The 16,172-nt window shown below is 58.6% G+C and carries 14 protein-coding genes; 9 read left to right on the plus strand and 5 right to left on the minus strand.

All coding sequences use genetic code 11. The features are described from left to right. Window positions 1-93 precede the first annotated feature (93 nt). Window positions 94-717, minus strand: coding sequence for an outer membrane lipoprotein periplasmic chaperone LolA (gene lolA / locus ACEN9A_RS18725; RefSeq protein WP_018925528.1), 624 nt, complete (start codon window positions 715-717; stop codon window positions 94-96). 68 nt (window positions 718-785) lie between these two features. Next, window positions 786-3,191, minus strand: coding sequence for a DNA translocase FtsK (locus tag ACEN9A_RS18730; RefSeq protein WP_019580089.1), 2,406 nt, complete (start codon window positions 3,189-3,191; stop codon window positions 786-788). 306 nt (window positions 3,192-3,497) lie between these two features. Between ACEN9A_RS18730 and trxB the strand changes: the two genes are divergently transcribed. The 4 genes from trxB (at window position 3,498) to infA (ending at window position 6,320) form a co-directional block, all read left to right on the plus strand. After that, the gene (trxB, locus tag ACEN9A_RS18735) at window positions 3,498-4,457 is read left to right on the plus strand and encodes a thioredoxin-disulfide reductase (RefSeq protein WP_018925527.1); all 960 of its coding nucleotides are present in this window, start codon (window positions 3,498-3,500) and stop codon (window positions 4,455-4,457) included. 68 nt (window positions 4,458-4,525) lie between these two features. Then, window positions 4,526-5,206 (plus strand): leucyl/phenylalanyl-tRNA--protein transferase, encoded by a 681-nt coding sequence (gene aat, locus ACEN9A_RS18740; RefSeq protein WP_018925526.1) that lies wholly within the window; start codon window positions 4,526-4,528, stop codon window positions 5,204-5,206. Between the two features lie 87 nt (window positions 5,207-5,293). Continuing rightward, window positions 5,294-6,001, plus strand: a complete 708-nt coding sequence (locus tag ACEN9A_RS18745; RefSeq protein ID WP_018925525.1) for an arginyltransferase — start codon at window positions 5,294-5,296, stop codon at window positions 5,999-6,001. 100 nt (window positions 6,002-6,101) lie between these two features. After that, complete coding sequence (gene infA / locus ACEN9A_RS18750) at window positions 6,102-6,320, plus strand: translation initiation factor IF-1 (RefSeq protein ID WP_002553999.1); 219 nt, start codon at window positions 6,102-6,104, stop codon at window positions 6,318-6,320. A 155-nt stretch (window positions 6,321-6,475) separates the two neighbouring features. On the opposite strand, the gene clpA is transcribed toward infA, so the two are convergent. Together clpA and clpS are read right to left on the minus strand one after the other, a co-directional pair. Then, a complete protein-coding gene (clpA, locus tag ACEN9A_RS18755; protein WP_019648478.1) occupies window positions 6,476-8,746 on the minus strand; it encodes an ATP-dependent Clp protease ATP-binding subunit ClpA in 2,271 nt (756 codons plus the stop codon). A 30-nt stretch (window positions 8,747-8,776) separates the two neighbouring features. Beyond that, window positions 8,777-9,139, minus strand: coding sequence for an ATP-dependent Clp protease adapter ClpS (gene clpS, locus ACEN9A_RS18760; protein WP_015094394.1), 363 nt, complete (start codon window positions 9,137-9,139; stop codon window positions 8,777-8,779). Window positions 9,140-9,364: 225 nt separating this feature from the next. Between clpS and ACEN9A_RS18765 the strand changes: the two genes are divergently transcribed. Beyond that, window positions 9,365-9,664 (plus strand): cold shock domain-containing protein, encoded by a 300-nt coding sequence (locus tag ACEN9A_RS18765; RefSeq protein ID WP_309475216.1) that lies wholly within the window; start codon window positions 9,365-9,367, stop codon window positions 9,662-9,664. Window positions 9,665-9,750: 86 nt separating this feature from the next. Here ACEN9A_RS18765 and icd read toward each other — a convergent pair whose 3' ends face one another. Further along, window positions 9,751-11,007 carry an NADP-dependent isocitrate dehydrogenase gene (gene icd, locus ACEN9A_RS18770; protein ID WP_019580084.1) on the minus strand — a complete coding sequence of 419 codons (1,257 nt, stop codon included), beginning with the start codon at window positions 11,005-11,007 and terminating at the stop codon, window positions 9,751-9,753. A 493-nt stretch (window positions 11,008-11,500) separates the two neighbouring features. Here icd and ACEN9A_RS18775 point away from each other — a divergent pair, with 493 nt between their 5' ends. The 4 genes from ACEN9A_RS18775 to hflD all read left to right on the plus strand — a co-directional run bounded on the left by ACEN9A_RS18775 (window position 11,501) and on the right by hflD (window position 16,084). Beyond that, window positions 11,501-13,726 carry an NADP-dependent isocitrate dehydrogenase gene (locus ACEN9A_RS18775; RefSeq protein ID WP_258669405.1) on the plus strand — a complete coding sequence of 742 codons (2,226 nt, stop codon included), beginning with the start codon at window positions 11,501-11,503 and terminating at the stop codon, window positions 13,724-13,726. Window positions 13,727-13,824: 98 nt separating this feature from the next. Further along, window positions 13,825-14,271 (plus strand): NUDIX hydrolase, encoded by a 447-nt coding sequence (locus ACEN9A_RS18780; protein ID WP_018925520.1) that lies wholly within the window; start codon window positions 13,825-13,827, stop codon window positions 14,269-14,271. A 59-nt stretch (window positions 14,272-14,330) separates the two neighbouring features. Continuing rightward, complete coding sequence (gene mnmA, locus ACEN9A_RS18785) at window positions 14,331-15,464, plus strand: tRNA 2-thiouridine(34) synthase MnmA (protein ID WP_413387350.1); 1,134 nt, start codon at window positions 14,331-14,333, stop codon at window positions 15,462-15,464. Further along, window positions 15,461-16,084 (plus strand): high frequency lysogenization protein HflD, encoded by a 624-nt coding sequence (gene hflD, locus ACEN9A_RS18790; RefSeq protein ID WP_007940860.1) that lies wholly within the window; start codon window positions 15,461-15,463, stop codon window positions 16,082-16,084. Before mnmA ends, hflD begins: the two co-directional genes overlap by 4 nt. Window positions 16,085-16,172 lie beyond the last annotated feature (88 nt).

Here is a 16,172-nt window from a genome sequence, read left to right on the forward strand (position 1 = left end):
CGGCCCCAAAAGCTTTACGACTGCTTTGCAGCTGAACGGGGTGATGCGGCGTTCCGACAAGCCCCCTTGCCACACAAGCCCGCTTCTACAGGTTTACTCCTGGATCACATCGGCACCCTTGGGAATGTCGAACTTGAATTTTGAGGCCGGGATCGGCTCGTTGGCCTTCACGCCGGTGAACAGGATATTGGTGCGCTGGCCGACGCTGTCGATCATCTGCATATCATTGACCAGACCATTGCGGAACGACAGGCGCAGGCTGTCGAACAGGGTGTCCTTGGTTTTCGGCTTCAGGGTGAAGTCGATCACGCCGCCGGCTTCCTTGGCGCTGATGTCGAAGCTCTGGCTGATCTTGGACACATCACCGGACAGCAGCAACGCCGGGGTCTGGGTCAGGCGCTGGTCGAGGGTCTTGATGGTGGCCTGTTCCAGATCCGGGTCCCACAGGGTCACTTTCTTGCCGTCCGATACCATGGTTTGCTCGGCAGGCGCGTTGGTGTGCCAGTAGAACAGGCCCGGACGCTGCAAGGACATTTCACCCGCAGTTTCTTGCAACTGGGTGCCGCTGCCATCGAGGGTCAGCTGGGAGAAGCGCGCGGTCAGGGTCTGGGATTTTTCCAGCAGTTGAGTCAGACGCGCCACGTCCTTGTCGTCGGCGTGGGCCGAGAGCGTGGTCAGAGCCAGTACCGGCAGCAACAGCATGCGGATAAGACGCATGGGAGTCCTCATAAACATTCGTGGGAGTGCGGGCGGCGTCTCACGCCGCCGCCCCTTTCAATACCGGATCAGTCGCGCACCGGGCCAGGGGCCAGGACTTCACGCGAACCGTTGGTGTTCATGGACGTTACGACCCCGGCCATTTCCATGGCTTCGATCATGCGCGCCGCGCGGTTGTAGCCGATTTTCAGCTTGCGCTGAACCGCGGAGATGGATGCGCGACGGCTTTCCAGGACGAACTGCACCGCTTCGTCGTAGAGCGCGTCGGTTTCGGCATCATCTTCACCGCCACCGCCGCCATTTTCAAAGCCGCTACCAGCCTCTTCGACACCGGCGAGGATGTCATCGTTGTACTCCGGCGCGCCGCGCAGTTTCCAGGCTTCAACCACCCGGTGCACCTCGTCATCGGACACGAATGCGCCGTGAACACGAATCGGCAGGCTGGTGCCCGGCGGCATGTACAACATATCACCGTGGCCCAGCAGTTGTTCGGCGCCGCCCTGGTCGATGATGGTCCGCGAATCGATCTTGCTCGATACCTGGAACGCCATACGCGTCGGGATGTTCGCCTTGATCAGACCGGTGATCACGTCCACCGACGGACGCTGGGTCGCGAGGATCAAGTGGATACCCGCCGCACGCGCCTTCTGCGCGATACGCGCAATCAGCTCTTCAACCTTCTTGCCGACGATCATCATCATGTCGGCGAATTCGTCGACCACCACGACGATGGTCGGCAGCTTCTGCAGCAGCGGTGCCTCGTCGTGGATGCTTTCGCGCTTGTACAGCGGATCGCTCAACGGCTCGCCGGCGTCCTGGGCTTCCTTGACCTTGGCATTGAAGCCCGACAGGTTACGCACGCCCATCTTCGCCATCAGTTTGTAGCGCCGTTCCATTTCGGCGACGCTCCAGCGCAAGGCGTTGGCGGCGTCCTTCATGTCGGTGACCACCGGGCACAGCAGGTGCGGGATGCCTTCGTAGATCGACAGCTCAAGCATTTTCGGGTCGATCATGATCAGCTTGGCGTCTTCAGGGCCAGACTTGAACAGAATCGACAGGATCATCGCGTTCACACCCACCGACTTACCGGAACCGGTCGTACCGGCCACCAGCAAGTGGGGCATTTTCGCCAGGTCAGTGATGACCGGTTTGCCGCCGATGTCATGACCCAGGGCCAGGGTGACCGGAGACTTGAAGTTATCGTACTCGGGGGTCGACAAGACCTCGGAGAACCGCACGATCTGCCGGTCTTCGTTAGGGATCTCGATACCGACCGTGGTCTTGCCCGGAATCACTTCCACCACGCGCACGCTGGTCACGGCCAGGGAACGAGCCAGGTCTTTCGCCAGGTTGGCAATGCGGCTGACTTTCACCCCGGCGGCAGGCTGGATTTCGTAACGGGTAATGACCGGGCCCGGATGAATCGAGTCTACCGAGACTTCGACGCCGAATTCCTTGAGCTTGATTTCCAGCAAGTGGCCGACGGCCGCCAGGGATTCAGGCGAATAATTGAGTTGTTTCTTTTCCGCCGGGTCGAGAATCGAAATCGGCGGCAAGGTGCCTTCCACGGCGCTGTCGACGAACAACGGCGCCTGTTTCTCTTTTTCCACGCGCTTGCTCGGAGCGGCCGGTTTGGGCGGCGCGGGAGCAATCACCGGCGGCACCTGCTTTTCACGCTCGGACATGTGCTTGCTCAGGGCCTGCTCGCGCTCGATCAGGCGTTCCTTGACCTTGGCCTGCTCACGCTTGTCGGTGACCGTCGGCGCAACCACGTCATGCACGCGATCGTCGACTTCACGTAGCTGGGCGACCAGTTGCTTGCGTTCGGTACGGGCTGCCCACCAGCGATTGGCCGCGCCCTGAAACAATTCGAACAAATCGAGGGTGATCTTGCCGGTGACGTCCATCACCTTGAACCACGACAGGTCGGTGAATACCGTCAGGCCGAACAGGAACAGCGCAATGAACAGCAGCGTGCTGCCCTGAATATTCAGGGCATTCTTCGCCAGGTCGCCGAGGCTTTCACCCAAAGCGCCGCCCGCGCCGGCCGGCAGACCGGTCGCCGCATGGAAATGGATATGGGCCAGCGCCGCGCCCGACAGCACCAGAAACACCAGGCCGATCAGGCGCCAGGAAAACAGCCAGCCGCTCCACTGCCATGGCTCGTGGCGCTGACGGAAGATCTGATAGGCTTTGATCGCCAGCAATAGCGGGAAAATGTAGGCGAAGTAACCCAGGACCATGAACAGGATGTCGGCGCTGTAAGAGCCGGCAGGCCCGCCGAAGTTCTGTACGTCGTCGATCTTGCTGTTATGGCTCCAGCCCGGATCGTCCTTGCCATAGGTCAACAAGGCCATCATCAGGAACAGGCACAAGGCACCGATGGCGATCAATGCACCTTCCTTGAGCCGGTAGTGCAATTGCTGGCGCCAGAGCGGAACGACTGTTTTAGGTGCTGCGGTGGATTTCTTCAAAACGCTTCTTTTCCTGCGCCCTTGGCGCGTCCATCTGTTGAATGACTATAAAAACTGCCCAATCCAGGCAGGTAAAAAAGTTAACAGTCCCAACCGGGACTACTTTTAACACTGTGCCCCGGCTTTTCGAAATACGGCACGCAGCGCTTTTTTGATACAAACACTGTTACAAGCGGGCATTGTACGGGTTTGTTCGCCCAATGCCATGCTTGAGACCCTTGGTTCCAGCATAGCCAACAGCACAATACGCGCAGTCCAATTTGAGCATGCATTCTCTTTTGTGACAAAGGCTTATGAGGTGTTTTTATGAGTGAAGCGAAGCATTCCCGCCTGATCATTCTGGGTTCCGGCCCTGCCGGTTACAGCGCAGCCGTTTATGCCGCTCGCGCCAACCTCAAACCCGTTGTCATTACCGGCATACAGGCCGGTGGCCAGCTGACCACCACCGTCGAAGTCGACAACTGGCCCGGCGACGTCGAAGGCCTGACCGGCCCGGTGCTGATGGAACGCATGCAGAAACACGCCGAACGCTTCGACACCGAGATCGTTTACGACCACATCCATACCGCCAAGTTGCAACAGCGCCCGTTCGAGCTCATCGGCGACAGCGGCACCTACACCTGCGATGCGCTGATTATCGCCACCGGCGCTTCGGCCCAATACCTGGGGCTGCCATCGGAAGAAGCCTTTGCCGGCAAAGGGGTTTCGGCCTGCGCCACCTGCGATGGTTTCTTCTATCGCAACCAGGTGGTCGCAGTGGTCGGCGGCGGCAACACCGCGGTGGAAGAAGCCCTGTACCTGTCGAACATCGCCAAGGAGGTTCATCTGATTCACCGTCGCGACAAACTGCGCTCGGAGAAGATCCTGCAGGACAAGCTCTTCGAAAAAGCCGCCAACGGCAATATCCGCCTGCACTGGAACCAGAACCTGGACGAAATACTCGGTGACGCCAGCGGCGTGACCGGCGCCCGCCTGCGTCACAGCCATACCGGCGAAACCGCTGAACTGTCGCTGGCCGGCGTGTTCATCGCCATCGGCCACAAACCCAACACCGACCTGTTCCAGGGCCAGCTGCAGATGCGCAACGGCTACCTGCTGGTCAAGGGCGGCAGTGAAGGCGACGCCACCGCCACCGCCATCCAGGGTGTATTCGCCGCCGGCGACGTGGCCGACCACGTTTACCGCCAGGCAGTGACCTCTGCCGGAGCCGGTTGCATGGCTGCGCTGGATGCCGAGAAGTATCTCGATGACATTCCCGGCGTTTGACGGTTAACCTTCTATCTGGCGGGTTTATCGGCCCGCCACCGCCCTCCCCTTCTGCAAGCCCGGATGCCATGCTGACTTGGTTACAACGCAATACCCTGACTTTTCCGCCGCTGGAAAAAGCCATGCGCGACCCCAACGGACTGCTGGCCGCGGGCGGCGATCTGTCCGCCGACCGTCTGATTCAGGCGTATCGCCATGGCTGCTTTCCGTGGTTCTCGGAAGGCCAACCGATTCTCTGGTGGTCGCCGGATCCGCGCACGGTGCTGTTTCCCGACGAACTGCATGTCTCCCGCAGCCTGAATAAACTGCTGCGCCAACAACGCTATCAAGTGACCTTCGATCGGGATTTTGCCGCAGTCATCAGCGCCTGCGCCGCGCCGCGCGAGTACGCCGATGGCACCTGGATCACCCAAGCGATGCAGGACGCCTACGTCGAACTGCACAGGCGCGGCTACGCCCATTCGGTGGAGGTCTGGGACGATGGCGTGCTGGTCGGCGGGCTCTACGGCCTGGCCATGGGACAGCTGTTTTTCGGTGAGTCGATGTTCAGCCGCGCCGACAACGCCTCCAAATATGGCTTTGCCACGCTGGTGCGACATCTGAAAGACTCAGGTTTTGTGCTGATCGATTGCCAGATGCCTACCGATCATCTGCATAGCCTGGGCGCCCGAGCGATTCCCCGCACCGAGTTTGCCGGCTACCTTGCCCGGCACCTGGATCAACCCGGTCGTGCCACCTGGGTTTGCTGAGCGACATTGGCCCGTGTGGCTTACACTTAATGCGGGGAGACGAATTGAGAAAGTCCCCTTATCAAAAGTTTATCCCGAGGGTTGATCATGACCGAGTTGGCGCGTTTGAAGTTCTATGCCACTCAGCCCCACTCTTGCAGTTATCTGCCCGAGGAGCAGGCCACTACGCTGTTCCTCGATCCCAGTCAGCCCATGGATGTGCATGTCTACGCAGATCTGTCGGAAATGGGCTTTCGTCGCAGTGGCGATCATCTCTACCGGCCCCATTGCCAGAATTGCAATGCGTGCGTACCGGCGCGCATTCCTGTAGCGCAATTTACCCCCAACCGCCAGCAGAAACGCATTCTCAAACGCAATGCCGACCTGCAGGTACGCCCGGCCCGACCAACGTTCAGCGAGGAGTATTTCGACCTCTATCAGCGCTACATCGAACAGCGCCACGCCGACGGCGATATGTATCCGCCGAGTCGCGATCAGTTCTCGACCTTCCTGGTGCGTGACCTGCCGTTCTCCCGCTTCTACGAATTTCGTCTCGAAGGCCGACTGGTGGCGGTGGCCGTCACCGACTTGCTGCCCAATGGCCTGTCAGCGGTGTACACCTTCTACGAGCCTGGCGAGGAGCGTCGCAGCCTTGGGCGTTACGCGATTCTCTGGCAGATTGCCGAAGCCGGGCGCCTGGGGCTGGAAGCGGTCTATCTCGGCTACTGGATCAAAAACTGCAAAAAAATGAGCTACAAGACCCAATATCGCCCTATCGAACTGCTGATTAATCAACGTTGGGTCATCCTGAACTAGAACCCCTTGGCTTAAACCCCACTTTTCGGGCACAATGCACGCCGCTTTTGCCTGGCGCAGTTGCACCGGGCCATTCATTGGACACCGAGGGCTTTACTGCATGTCGAAAGAAGACAGCTTCGAAATGGAAGGCACTGTCGTCGACACCCTGCCCAACACCATGTTTCGTGTGGAGTTGGAAAATGGGCACGTCGTAACCGCGCATATCTCCGGCAAGATGCGCAAGAACTACATTCGTATTCTTACCGGCGACAAAGTGCGCGTCGAGCTGACGCCCTATGACTTGAGCAAAGGGCGCATCACCTACCGCGCTCGCTAATCAAGTCAATACAAAACGCCCGGCTATGCCGGGCGTTTTTGTTTGCCTGCGATTTAACGGCCGCCGAAACCCGATTGCGCAGGGGGGGGTGTCGGTGTGTCGGCCAGACAGCAAAAAGGCGCCTTTCGGCGCCTTTTGCTTTGTTGCGGTTAACGTCAGGCCATTTCAGCCGTGGTCTCGTACTCGAAGGTCAGCTCGCCGTCCTTGATGTCGATGTGCACCACACCGCCATGCTCAGCCAGTTCGCCAAAGAGAATCTCCTCCGCCAGCGGACGCTTGATCTTGTCCTGAATCAAGCGCGCCATTGGTCGAGCCCCCATGGTCACGTCGTAACCACCGGCAGCCAGCCAGCTGCGAGCAGCGTCGGTGACTTCCAGCAGCACACGCTTGTCTTCCAGCTGCGCCTGAAGTTCGGTAAGGAACTTGTCCACCACGCTTTTGATGACCTCATGACTGAGGCGACCAAACTGGATAATGGTGTCCAGACGGTTGCGGAATTCCGGCGTGAAGCTCTTCTTGATCACTTCCATCGCATCGGACGAGTGGTCCTGATAGGTGAAACCGATCGAAGCACGCGCTGCAGTCTCGGCACCGGCGTTGGTCGTCATGATGACGATCACGTTACGGAAGTCCGCCTTGCGCCCGTTGTTATCGGTCAGCGTACCGTGGTCCATGACCTGCAACAGCAGGTTGAAAACTTCCGGATGCGCCTTCTCGATTTCATCGAGCAACAATACGCAGTGAGGCTGCTTGGTGATGGCTTCGGTCAGCAGACCGCCCTGGTCGAACCCGACATAGCCTGGAGGCGCACCGATCAGACGCGATACGGTGTGGCGCTCCATGTACTCGGACATGTCGAAGCGAACCAGCTCGACCCCCAACGCCTTGGCCAGCTGACGCGCAGCTTCGGTTTTACCGACACCGGTCGGGCCTGCGAACAGGAACGAACCGACGGGCTTGTCAGGCGACTTGAGGCCGGCACGGGACAGTTTGATCGCGGTCGACAGTGAGTCGATCGCCGCATCCTGACCGAATACCGTGAGCTTCAGGTCACGCTCAAGGTTGCGCAGCAGCTCTTTGTCGGAGCTGGTGACGTGTTTTGGCGGAATTCGCGCGATTTTCGCAACGATGTCCTCGACCTGAGGCACCTCGATGCGTTTCACGCGTTTCTCGACCGGCTGCAGACGCTGATAGGCGCCCGCCTCATCGATGACGTCGATGGCTTTGTCTGGCATGTGCCGGTCATTGATGTAACGCGACGCCAGTTCGGCAGCGGCGCGCAGGGCTTCATCACTGTATTCAATGTTGTGATGGAGCTCGAAACGCCCTTTCAGGCCACGCAGGATACCGATGGTGTCTTCCACCGAAGGCTCCGACACATCGACCTTCTGGAAGCGCCGGGCCAAAGCACGGTCCTTCTCGAAGATCCCGCGGAATTCCTGGAACGTGGTCGAACCGATGCAACGGATATCGCCCGACGACAGTAATGGCTTGAGCAGGTTCGAGGCATCCATGACGCCACCGGACGCAGCGCCCGCACCGATGATGGTGTGGATCTCGTCGATGAACAGGATCGCCTGCGGACGTTTTTTCAGTTCATTGAGCAACGCCTTGAAGCGCTTCTCGAAATCGCCGCGGTATTTGGTTCCGGCCAGCAAAGCCCCCAGATCGAGGGAATACACCACGCTGTTGGCCAGCAGGTCCGGCACCTGATTGTCGACAATGCGTTTGGCCAGACCTTCGGCAATCGCGGTTTTACCCACGCCCGCCTCGCCCACCAGCAACGGATTGTTTTTGCGACGACGCGCCAGGATCTGCGCGACGCGCTCGACTTCGAGTTCACGGCCTACCAATGGATCGATACGACCCTGGCGCGCGAGCTCGTTGAGGTTGCTGGCATAAGCATCCAGAGGATTGCCTGAAGAAGAAGACTCACCGCCCTCGTCGTCCTGCATATCTTGTTCACCTTCAGAGTGATCGCCATGCCCTGGTACTTTGGAAATGCCATGGGCGATGTAGTTGACGACATCAATGCGCGCAACGCTCTGCTGTTTCAGCAGAAACACTGCCTGACTCTCTTGCTCACTGAAGATCGCGACCAGCACGTTGGCGCCAGTCACTTCGCGTTTGCCCGAGCTCTGTACATGAAAGACAGCACGTTGCAGTACACGCTGGAAGCCCAGGGTTGGCTGGGTTTCACGATCCTCGTCATGCAAGGGGATCAATGGCGTGGTGGAGTCGATGAACTCCTGCAGGTCATGCTTGAGTTTGTCGAGGTTTGCGCCGCAGGCACGCAAAACGGTAGCGGCAGCCTCATTATCCAATAGGGCCAGCAGCAGGTGTTCGACGGTCATGAATTCATGACGCTTCGAACGAGCCTCCTTGAAGGCTAGATTGAGGGTGACTTCGAGCTCGCGGTTTAACATAGCTTCACCTCATACCCAAGTGGTCGGCGATTAACCGTCCTTCTCGATTTCACAGAGTAGCGGATGCTGGCTTTCCCTGGCGTACTGGTTGACCTGCATGGCCTTGGTCTCGGCGATGTCGCGGGTAAACACTCCACATACTGCCCGTCCTTCTGTATGGACGGCCAGCATGACCTTGGTCGCCAGCTCGCGATTCAGGTTAAAAAACACCTCGAGCACTTCGACGACGAAATCCATCGGTGTGTAGTCATCGTTGAACAAAACCACCTTGTACATAGGCGGCGCCTGTAAAGCAGGCTTAGCCTCCTGAACAGCAATGCCTGCGGAATCGTCGTCGTGTAAATCAGGGCGATCCTGATTGAATGTTAGTCGAATCTGGCTGATTGCATGCATGGAAAGAAAGGTTCGTCAGTTGTGCAAATACAGTGGTGGGGGCGCCCATCGACGATTTCAACTCCGACTACCCGGTCACCTTGACTATCGGGAAAACGGTGTTACAACCAATAGAGCCCACAGTGGGTAAAAAAGGTCCGCGGAGTCAATCCTGTTTGCAAGATTAGACTGCGGATTAACTGGATGATACTCCAGTGATGGAGTCTGTTGCAGAGGGATATGGGTATGGCTGTCGGTAAGGTGAAATGGTTCAACAATGCCAAGGGGTTCGGTTTCATTAATACCGACGCCAGGGAAGGTCGTGACGAGGACGGAAAAGAAATCGATTTCTTTGCCCACTACTCAGCCATTGATATGAATGGATACAAGACCCTCAAGGCCGGGCAAGCCGTATACTTTGACATTGTTCAAGGCCCCAAGGGGCTGCATGCCGTCAAAATTATGGACAAAGTGGCCATTGACGCAGCAGCCGCAGCAGCCGCAGCAGCAGCCGCTACCAGCAGCCACGCCAAAGCCGTGAGCTGATTCATACCACCCAAGGCATCCAGTCATAAAAAAACCGCCCGACTCGATCACTCAAGCCGGGCGGTTTTATTGCAGCCGCTCTTCGCTTACATGTGCGAGATCAGCGCATCACCGAAGCCCGAAGACGACACCAGTTTGGCACCGTCCATCAGACGCTCGAAGTCGTAGGTCACGGTTTTAGCACCAATGGCGCCATTGGTGCCCTTGATGATCAGATCGGCCGCTTCGGTCCAGCCCATGTGGCGCAGCATCATTTCAGCGGACAGAATCAGCGAACCCGGGTTGACCTGGTCCTTGCCGGCGTACTTCGGCGCGGTGCCGTGGGTGGCTTCGAACATGGCCACGGTGTCGGACAGGTTCGCACCCGGCGCAATACCGATACCGCCCACTTCCGCCGCCAGGGCGTCGGAGAGGTAGTCACCGTTGAGGTTCAGGGTGGCGATCACATCGTACTCGGCCGGACGCAGCAGGATCTGCTGAAGCATGGCGTCGGCGATGGCGTCCTTGACGATGACGTTCTTGCCGGTTTTCGGGTTCTTGAACTGCATCCACGGACCGCCATCGAGCAGGGTCGCACCGAATTCTTCGGCCGCCACTTCGTAGGCCCATTCCTTGAAGGCACCTTCGGTGAACTTCATGATGTTGCCTTTGTGCACGATGGTCAGCGAGTCGCGGTCATTGTCGACCACATATTGCAGAGCCTTGCGCGCCAGACGCTTGGTGCCTTCCAGGGAAACCGGCTTGACGCCGATACCGCAATTCTGGTCGAAACGGATCTTGGTGACGCCCATTTCTTCTTTAAGGAACTTGATGACCTTGGTCGCTTCCGGCGAACCGGCCTTCCATTCGATGCCGGCATAAATGTCTTCCGAGTTTTCGCGGAAGATGGTCATGTCGACGTCGCCTGGTTTCTTGACCGGGCTCGGTACGCCTTCGAACCAGCGCACTGGACGCAGGCACACATACAGGTCGAGTTGCTGGCGCAGCGCCACGTTCAGGGAACGGATGCCACCGCCGACCGGCGTGGTCAGAGGGCCCTTGATGGAAACCACGTAATCCTTGACCGCGTCCAGGGTTTCCTGAGGCAGCCAGGTGTCCTGATCGTAAACCTGAGTCGCTTTCTCCCCGGCGTAGACTTCCATCCAGGAAATTTTGCGCTCGCCGCCGTAAGCCTTCTTAACAGCAGCATCGACAACCTTGATCATGACCGGGCTGATATCAACACCAATACCATCGCCTTCAATGAAGGGGATGATCGGGTTGTTAGGAACATTGAGAGAATGGTCCGCGTTGACGGTGATTTTTTCGCCGACGGCTGGAACCTGAATCTTCTTGTATCCCATGCTGAACTCCATTGTTTGGATTGAACATCTGGCTTGTCCCGAGCGTACCCCAGTTGAATCGGCGCGCAAACCCTATGTTCCGTCCATCTGCCGCAAAGCTGCACAGTTCGCGACCTACAAGCCTGAAAGTAAAGGGAAAAGCGCCAAACTCAAGCACGCCATACAAGGCTACTCCCCACACCTGCCTGCGACCTTTAGACCAATGGACGAGAATCGTTGCATATGAACCATCGGCAGATTGCCAGCTACCTATGTATAATGCCGCCGCTGACCACAGAGTCACGACGGCCGATCTCTCTATTACGAGACTCCGGGCCCGAAAAAGCAGGATTGTTACCGCAGTCCACCCGCTTGACGCTCGACCGATGCACCCAACATCACAGCAAAGAAACCTCGACATTCGGCTCATGGATGACTTTGAACGAACGCGCTTACCCGGCGCCCCTCGAGTTTCTGTGCACGCTTTAGCAAAGAAGAGAGAGTTAATCCGAATATGCCCACCCGCTCGAAGATCATCTATACCTTCACCGACGAAGCCCCAGCCCTCGCCACCTATTCACTGCTGCCTATCGTAGAGGCCTTCACCGCCTCCGCTGATATCGCCGTTGAAACCCGCGATATCTCTCTTGCAGGGCGCATCCTGGCCAGCTTCCCCGAGCAATTGGGTGACAAAGCGGTAGCCGACCACCTCGCCGAACTGGGCGACCTGGCCGTTACACCTGAAGCCAACATCATCAAGCTGCCGAACATCAGCGCTTCGGTTCCGCAACTGCAGGCCGCGATCAAAGAGCTGCAAGCCCAGGGCTATGCACTGCCGGACTACCCGGAAACCGTGACCAGCGACGCCGACAAAGAAGCCAAGGCCCGCTACGACAAGATCAAGGGCAGCGCCGTAAACCCGGTTCTGCGTGAAGGCAACTCCGATCGTCGTGCACCGCTGTCGGTCAAGAACTATGCGCGCAAGCACCCGCACAAAATGGGCGCCTGGGCCAAGGACTCCAAGTCCCACGTGGCTCACATGAGCACCGGCGATTTCTACGGCAGCGAAAAAGCCGCCCTGATCGACGCCGCTGACGCCGTTAAAATCGAACTGATCGCTCAAGACGGCACCACCACCGTCCTGAAAGAAAAAACCACCGTACAAGCCGGTGAGATCCTCGATTGCGCGGTCATGAGCAAAAACGCGCTGCGCAGCTTCATCGCAGCCGAGATCGAAGACGCCAAGGCCAAAGGCGTGCTGCTGTCGGTTCACCTCAAAGCCACCATGATGAAGGTCTCCGACCCGATCATGTTCGGCCAGATCGTTGCCGAGTTCTATAAAGACGCACTGGCCAAGCACGCTGACGTGCTGGCGCAGATCGGCTTCAACCTGAACAACGGCATCGGCGACCTGTACGCTCGCATCAAGGCTTTGCCTGGCGATCAACAAGCGCAGATCGAAGCGGACATCCAGGCGGTCTACGCCGTTCGCCCTTCGCTGGCTATGGTCAACTCCGACAAAGGCATCACCAACCTGCACGTGCCGAGCGACGTCATCGTCGACGCCTCGATGCCAGCAATGATCCGTGACTCCGGCAAGATGTGGGGCACCGACGGCCAGCTGCACGACACCAAGGCCGTGATCCCGGATCGCTGCTACGCCACCATCTACCAGGCGGTGATTGAAGACTGCAAGGCAAACGGCGCCTTCGATCCGACCACCATGGGCAGCGTGCCAAACGTTGGCCTGATGGCGAAAAAAGCCGAAGAGTACGGCTCGCACGACAAGACGTTCCAGATCAAGGCCAACGGCGTTGTTCGTGTCACCGACAGCAAAGGCACCCTGCTGCTGGAACAGTCGGTTGAAGCCGGCGACATCTTCCGCATGTGCCAGACCAAAGACGCACCGATCCAGGACTGGGTCAAACTGGCCGTCAACCGTGCTCGCGCAAGCAGCACTCCGGCGATTTTCTGGCTGGACCCAATGCGCGCCCACGACGGCGTAGTGATCGAGAAAGTTCAGGCTTACCTGAAGGATCACGACACTTCTGGCCTGGACATCCGCATCATGTCGCCAGTCGAGGCGATGAAGTTCACCCTGGAGCGTACTCGCTCCGGCCTCGACACCATTTCGGTGACCGGCAACGTATTGCGCGACTACCTGACTGACCTGTTCCCGATCATGGAACTGGGCACCAGCGCCAAGATGCTGTCGATCGTTCCGCTGATGAATGGCGGCGGTCTGTTCGAAACCGGCGCTGGCGGTTCGGCACCGAAGCACGTTCAGCAACTGCTGGAAGAAAACTTCCTGCGTTGGGATTCCCTGGGCGAGTTCCTGGCCCTGGCCGCTTCCCTTGAGCATTTGGGTGTGACTTACAACAACCCTAAAGCGCTGGTGCTGGCCAAGACTCTGGATCAGGCCACTGGCCAGTTCCTCGACAACAACAAGTCGCCATCGCGCAAAGTCGGCAACATCGACAACCGCGGCAGCCACTTCTACCTGGCGCTGTACTGGGCTCAGGCCCTGGCCGCCCAGACCGAAGACGCTGTACTGCAAGCGCAGTTCGGCGAGCTGGCCAAAACCCTGACCGCGAACGAAGCAACCATCGTTGCCGAGCTCAACGCCGTTCAGGGCAAGCCAGTGGACATCGGCGGTTACTACCACGCCAATGCCGAGCTGATCAGCAAGGCCATGCGCCCGAGCGCAACCTTCAACGCCGCGATTGCTGCGCTGGTTTAAGGTTGTAAGGATGCAAGGAAGCCCCGGCCCAGTGCCGGGGTTTCTGTTTGTGGCACACGCAACCTTTGTAGCACCCCATAATGAATCGAGGACATTTCATGGATTGGCTACCCCACATCACCGTCGCCACCATCGTCGAAGACAACGGTCGCTTCCTGATGGTCGAAGAATCCAAACACGGACGAACGGTGCTCAATCAGCCCGCCGGTCATCTGGACCCGGACGAAACCCTGATCGAGGCCGCCGTACGCGAAACCCTCGAAGAAACCGGCTGGGACGTCGAGCCAACCGGCGTAATAGGCATTTATCTCTACACCGCCCCGAGCAACGGAGTGACCTATCAACGCGTCTGCTTCACCGCCAAAGCGCTGAAACACCATCCCGATTATCAATTGGACGACGGTATTGTCGGCGCAAAATGGCTGACGCGTGACGAACTGCTGCAACAGCGCGCAAACTGGCGCAGTGAGCTGATCATCCGCTGCATCGATGATTATCTGGACGGTAAACACTTCAGCCTCGAGCTGATCCGCCCTTCTCTTTAGCCTTGCAGGCTTGAGCCTGCTAGAATCGCGTCCTTTTTCAAGACACTCATTAAATCCCTATGCGTGATCCAGCCCCTTCTGCCACACAAAAGAAGCGCGTCATTGTCGGTATGTCCGGCGGCGTGGACTCTTCCGTTTCCGCTCTCCTGCTGATCGAGCAGGGTTATGAGGTGGAAGGCCTGTTCATGAAGAACTGGGAAGAAGACGATGGAACGGAATACTGCACCGCCATGGATGACCTGGCGGACGCACAGGCCGTGTGCGACAAGATTGGCATCAAGCTGCACACCGCCAACTTCGCCGCCGAGTACTGGGACAACGTGTTCGAGCACTTCCTGGCCGAATACAAGGCCGGCCGCACGCCGAACCCGGACATCCTGTGCAACCGCGAGATCAAGTTCAAGGCGTTCCTCGACTACGCCATGATGCTCGGCGCCGACCTGATCGCCACCGGCCACTACGTGCGTCGCCGCGACATCGATGGTCGCACCGAACTGCTCAAGGGCCTGGATCCGAACAAGGACCAGAGCTACTTCCTGCACGCCGTCGGCGGCGAACAGATCGCCAAGACGCTGTTCCCGGTCGGCGAGCTGGAAAAACCCGAAGTGCGCGCGATTGCCGAGAAACACGACCTGGCCACCGCGAAGAAAAAGGATTCCACCGGAATCTGCTTTATCGGCGAACGCCGCTTCAGCGACTTCCTCAAGCAATACCTGCCGGCCCAGCCCGGCGAGATCAAGACCACCGACGGTGAAGTCATCGGCCGTCACCATGGCCTGATGTATCACACCATCGGCCAGCGGCAGGGTCTGGGCATCGGCGGCCTGAAAGACGCCGGTGAAGAGCCATGGTACGTGCTGATCAAGGACCTGGAACACAACGAGTTGATCGTTGGCCAGGGCAATGACCACCCGTGGCTGTTCTCCCGCGCCCTGCTCGCCTCGGACATCTATTGGGTCAACCCGATCGATTTGACCGAGCCGCGCAGGCTGACCGCCAAGGTGCGTTATCGCCAGAGCGACCAGCCTTGCACCCTGGAAAAGACCGCCACCGGCTACCGCGCCACCTTTGATGACCCGCAACGCGCGGTCACTCCGGGCCAATCCGTGGTGTTCTACGACGGTGAAATCTGCCTCGGCGGCGGCGTGATCGAAGTGGCCGAACCCTGGACCAGCAAGGTCCAGCGTTCATGAGCCCGACTCAGGAGCAACTGACGGCCCTGGGCGGCGTGTTTCTCGCCGCCGTGCTGGTCGACAAGATAGCCAAGACCGGCCAGACCAACGAAGCCGGCCTGACTTGCATGCTCGGCAGCCTGTTGATTCGCGACCCCAAGGACACTCTGGAAGTGTACGGCGGCGACGACATCAATTTGCGCGAAGGCTATCGCGCATTGATCGGCGCCCTGGAACGCGACCCCAGTACCCTTCAGCGTGAACCACTGCGCTATGCCCTGGCGATGCTGGGGCTGGAGCGCCAATTGGCCAAGCGTAATGACATGCTGGACGTGATCGGCAAACGCCTGCCGCAGATTCAGTCCCAGGTCGAACACTTCGGCCCGGCCCACGAAAACGTGATCGCCGCTTGCGGTGCGCTGTACCAGGACACCCTGAGCACCTTGCGCCAACGGATTCAGGTGCATGGCGACATGCGCAACCTGCAACAACCGAGCAATGCCTCGAAAATCCGCGCACTGTTGCTGGCCGGGATTCGTTCGGCACGCCTGTGGCGGCAGTTGGGCGGTCATCGCTGGCAGTTGGTGATCAGCCGACGCAAGTTGCTTAAAGAGCTTTACCCGCTGATGCGCAGCAGCTGAACCGCGCCCGCAATACCGTTTTGTAGTCAGTAACGCGTAATACGCCGGTCAGTTGGCAACGGACCGGCGGATTTTTTTCATGTATGAT

The organism is Pseudomonas sp. Pseusp18 (assembly GCF_059506005.1).

Bases quoted from the DNA above. Each gene is read 5' to 3' on its own strand.
- infA (WP_002553999.1), top strand. From the start codon at position 6,102: ATGTCGAAAGAAGACAGCTTCGAAATGGAAGGCACTGTCGTCGACACC.
- ACEN9A_RS18775 (WP_258669405.1), top strand. From the start codon at position 11,501: ATGCCCACCCGCTCGAAGATCATCTATACCTTCACCGACGAAGCCCCA.
- ACEN9A_RS18745 (WP_018925525.1), top strand. From the start codon at position 5,294: ATGACCGAGTTGGCGCGTTTGAAGTTCTATGCCACTCAGCCCCACTCT.
- ACEN9A_RS18765 (WP_309475216.1), top strand. From the start codon at position 9,365: ATGGCTGTCGGTAAGGTGAAATGGTTCAACAATGCCAAGGGGTTCGGT.
- icd (WP_019580084.1), bottom strand. From the start codon at position 11,007: ATGGGATACAAGAAGATTCAGGTTCCAGCCGTCGGCGAAAAAATCACC.
- hflD (WP_007940860.1), top strand. From the start codon at position 15,461: ATGAGCCCGACTCAGGAGCAACTGACGGCCCTGGGCGGCGTGTTTCTC.
- mnmA (WP_413387350.1), top strand. From the start codon at position 14,331: ATGCGTGATCCAGCCCCTTCTGCCACACAAAAGAAGCGCGTCATTGTC.
- lolA (WP_018925528.1), bottom strand. From the start codon at position 717: ATGCGTCTTATCCGCATGCTGTTGCTGCCGGTACTGGCTCTGACCACG.
- clpS (WP_015094394.1), bottom strand. From the start codon at position 9,139: ATGCATGCAATCAGCCAGATTCGACTAACATTCAATCAGGATCGCCCT.
- ACEN9A_RS18780 (WP_018925520.1), top strand. From the start codon at position 13,825: ATGGATTGGCTACCCCACATCACCGTCGCCACCATCGTCGAAGACAAC.
- aat (WP_018925526.1), top strand. From the start codon at position 4,526: ATGCTGACTTGGTTACAACGCAATACCCTGACTTTTCCGCCGCTGGAA.
- trxB (WP_018925527.1), top strand. From the start codon at position 3,498: ATGAGTGAAGCGAAGCATTCCCGCCTGATCATTCTGGGTTCCGGCCCT.
- clpA (WP_019648478.1), bottom strand. From the start codon at position 8,746: ATGTTAAACCGCGAGCTCGAAGTCACCCTCAATCTAGCCTTCAAGGAG.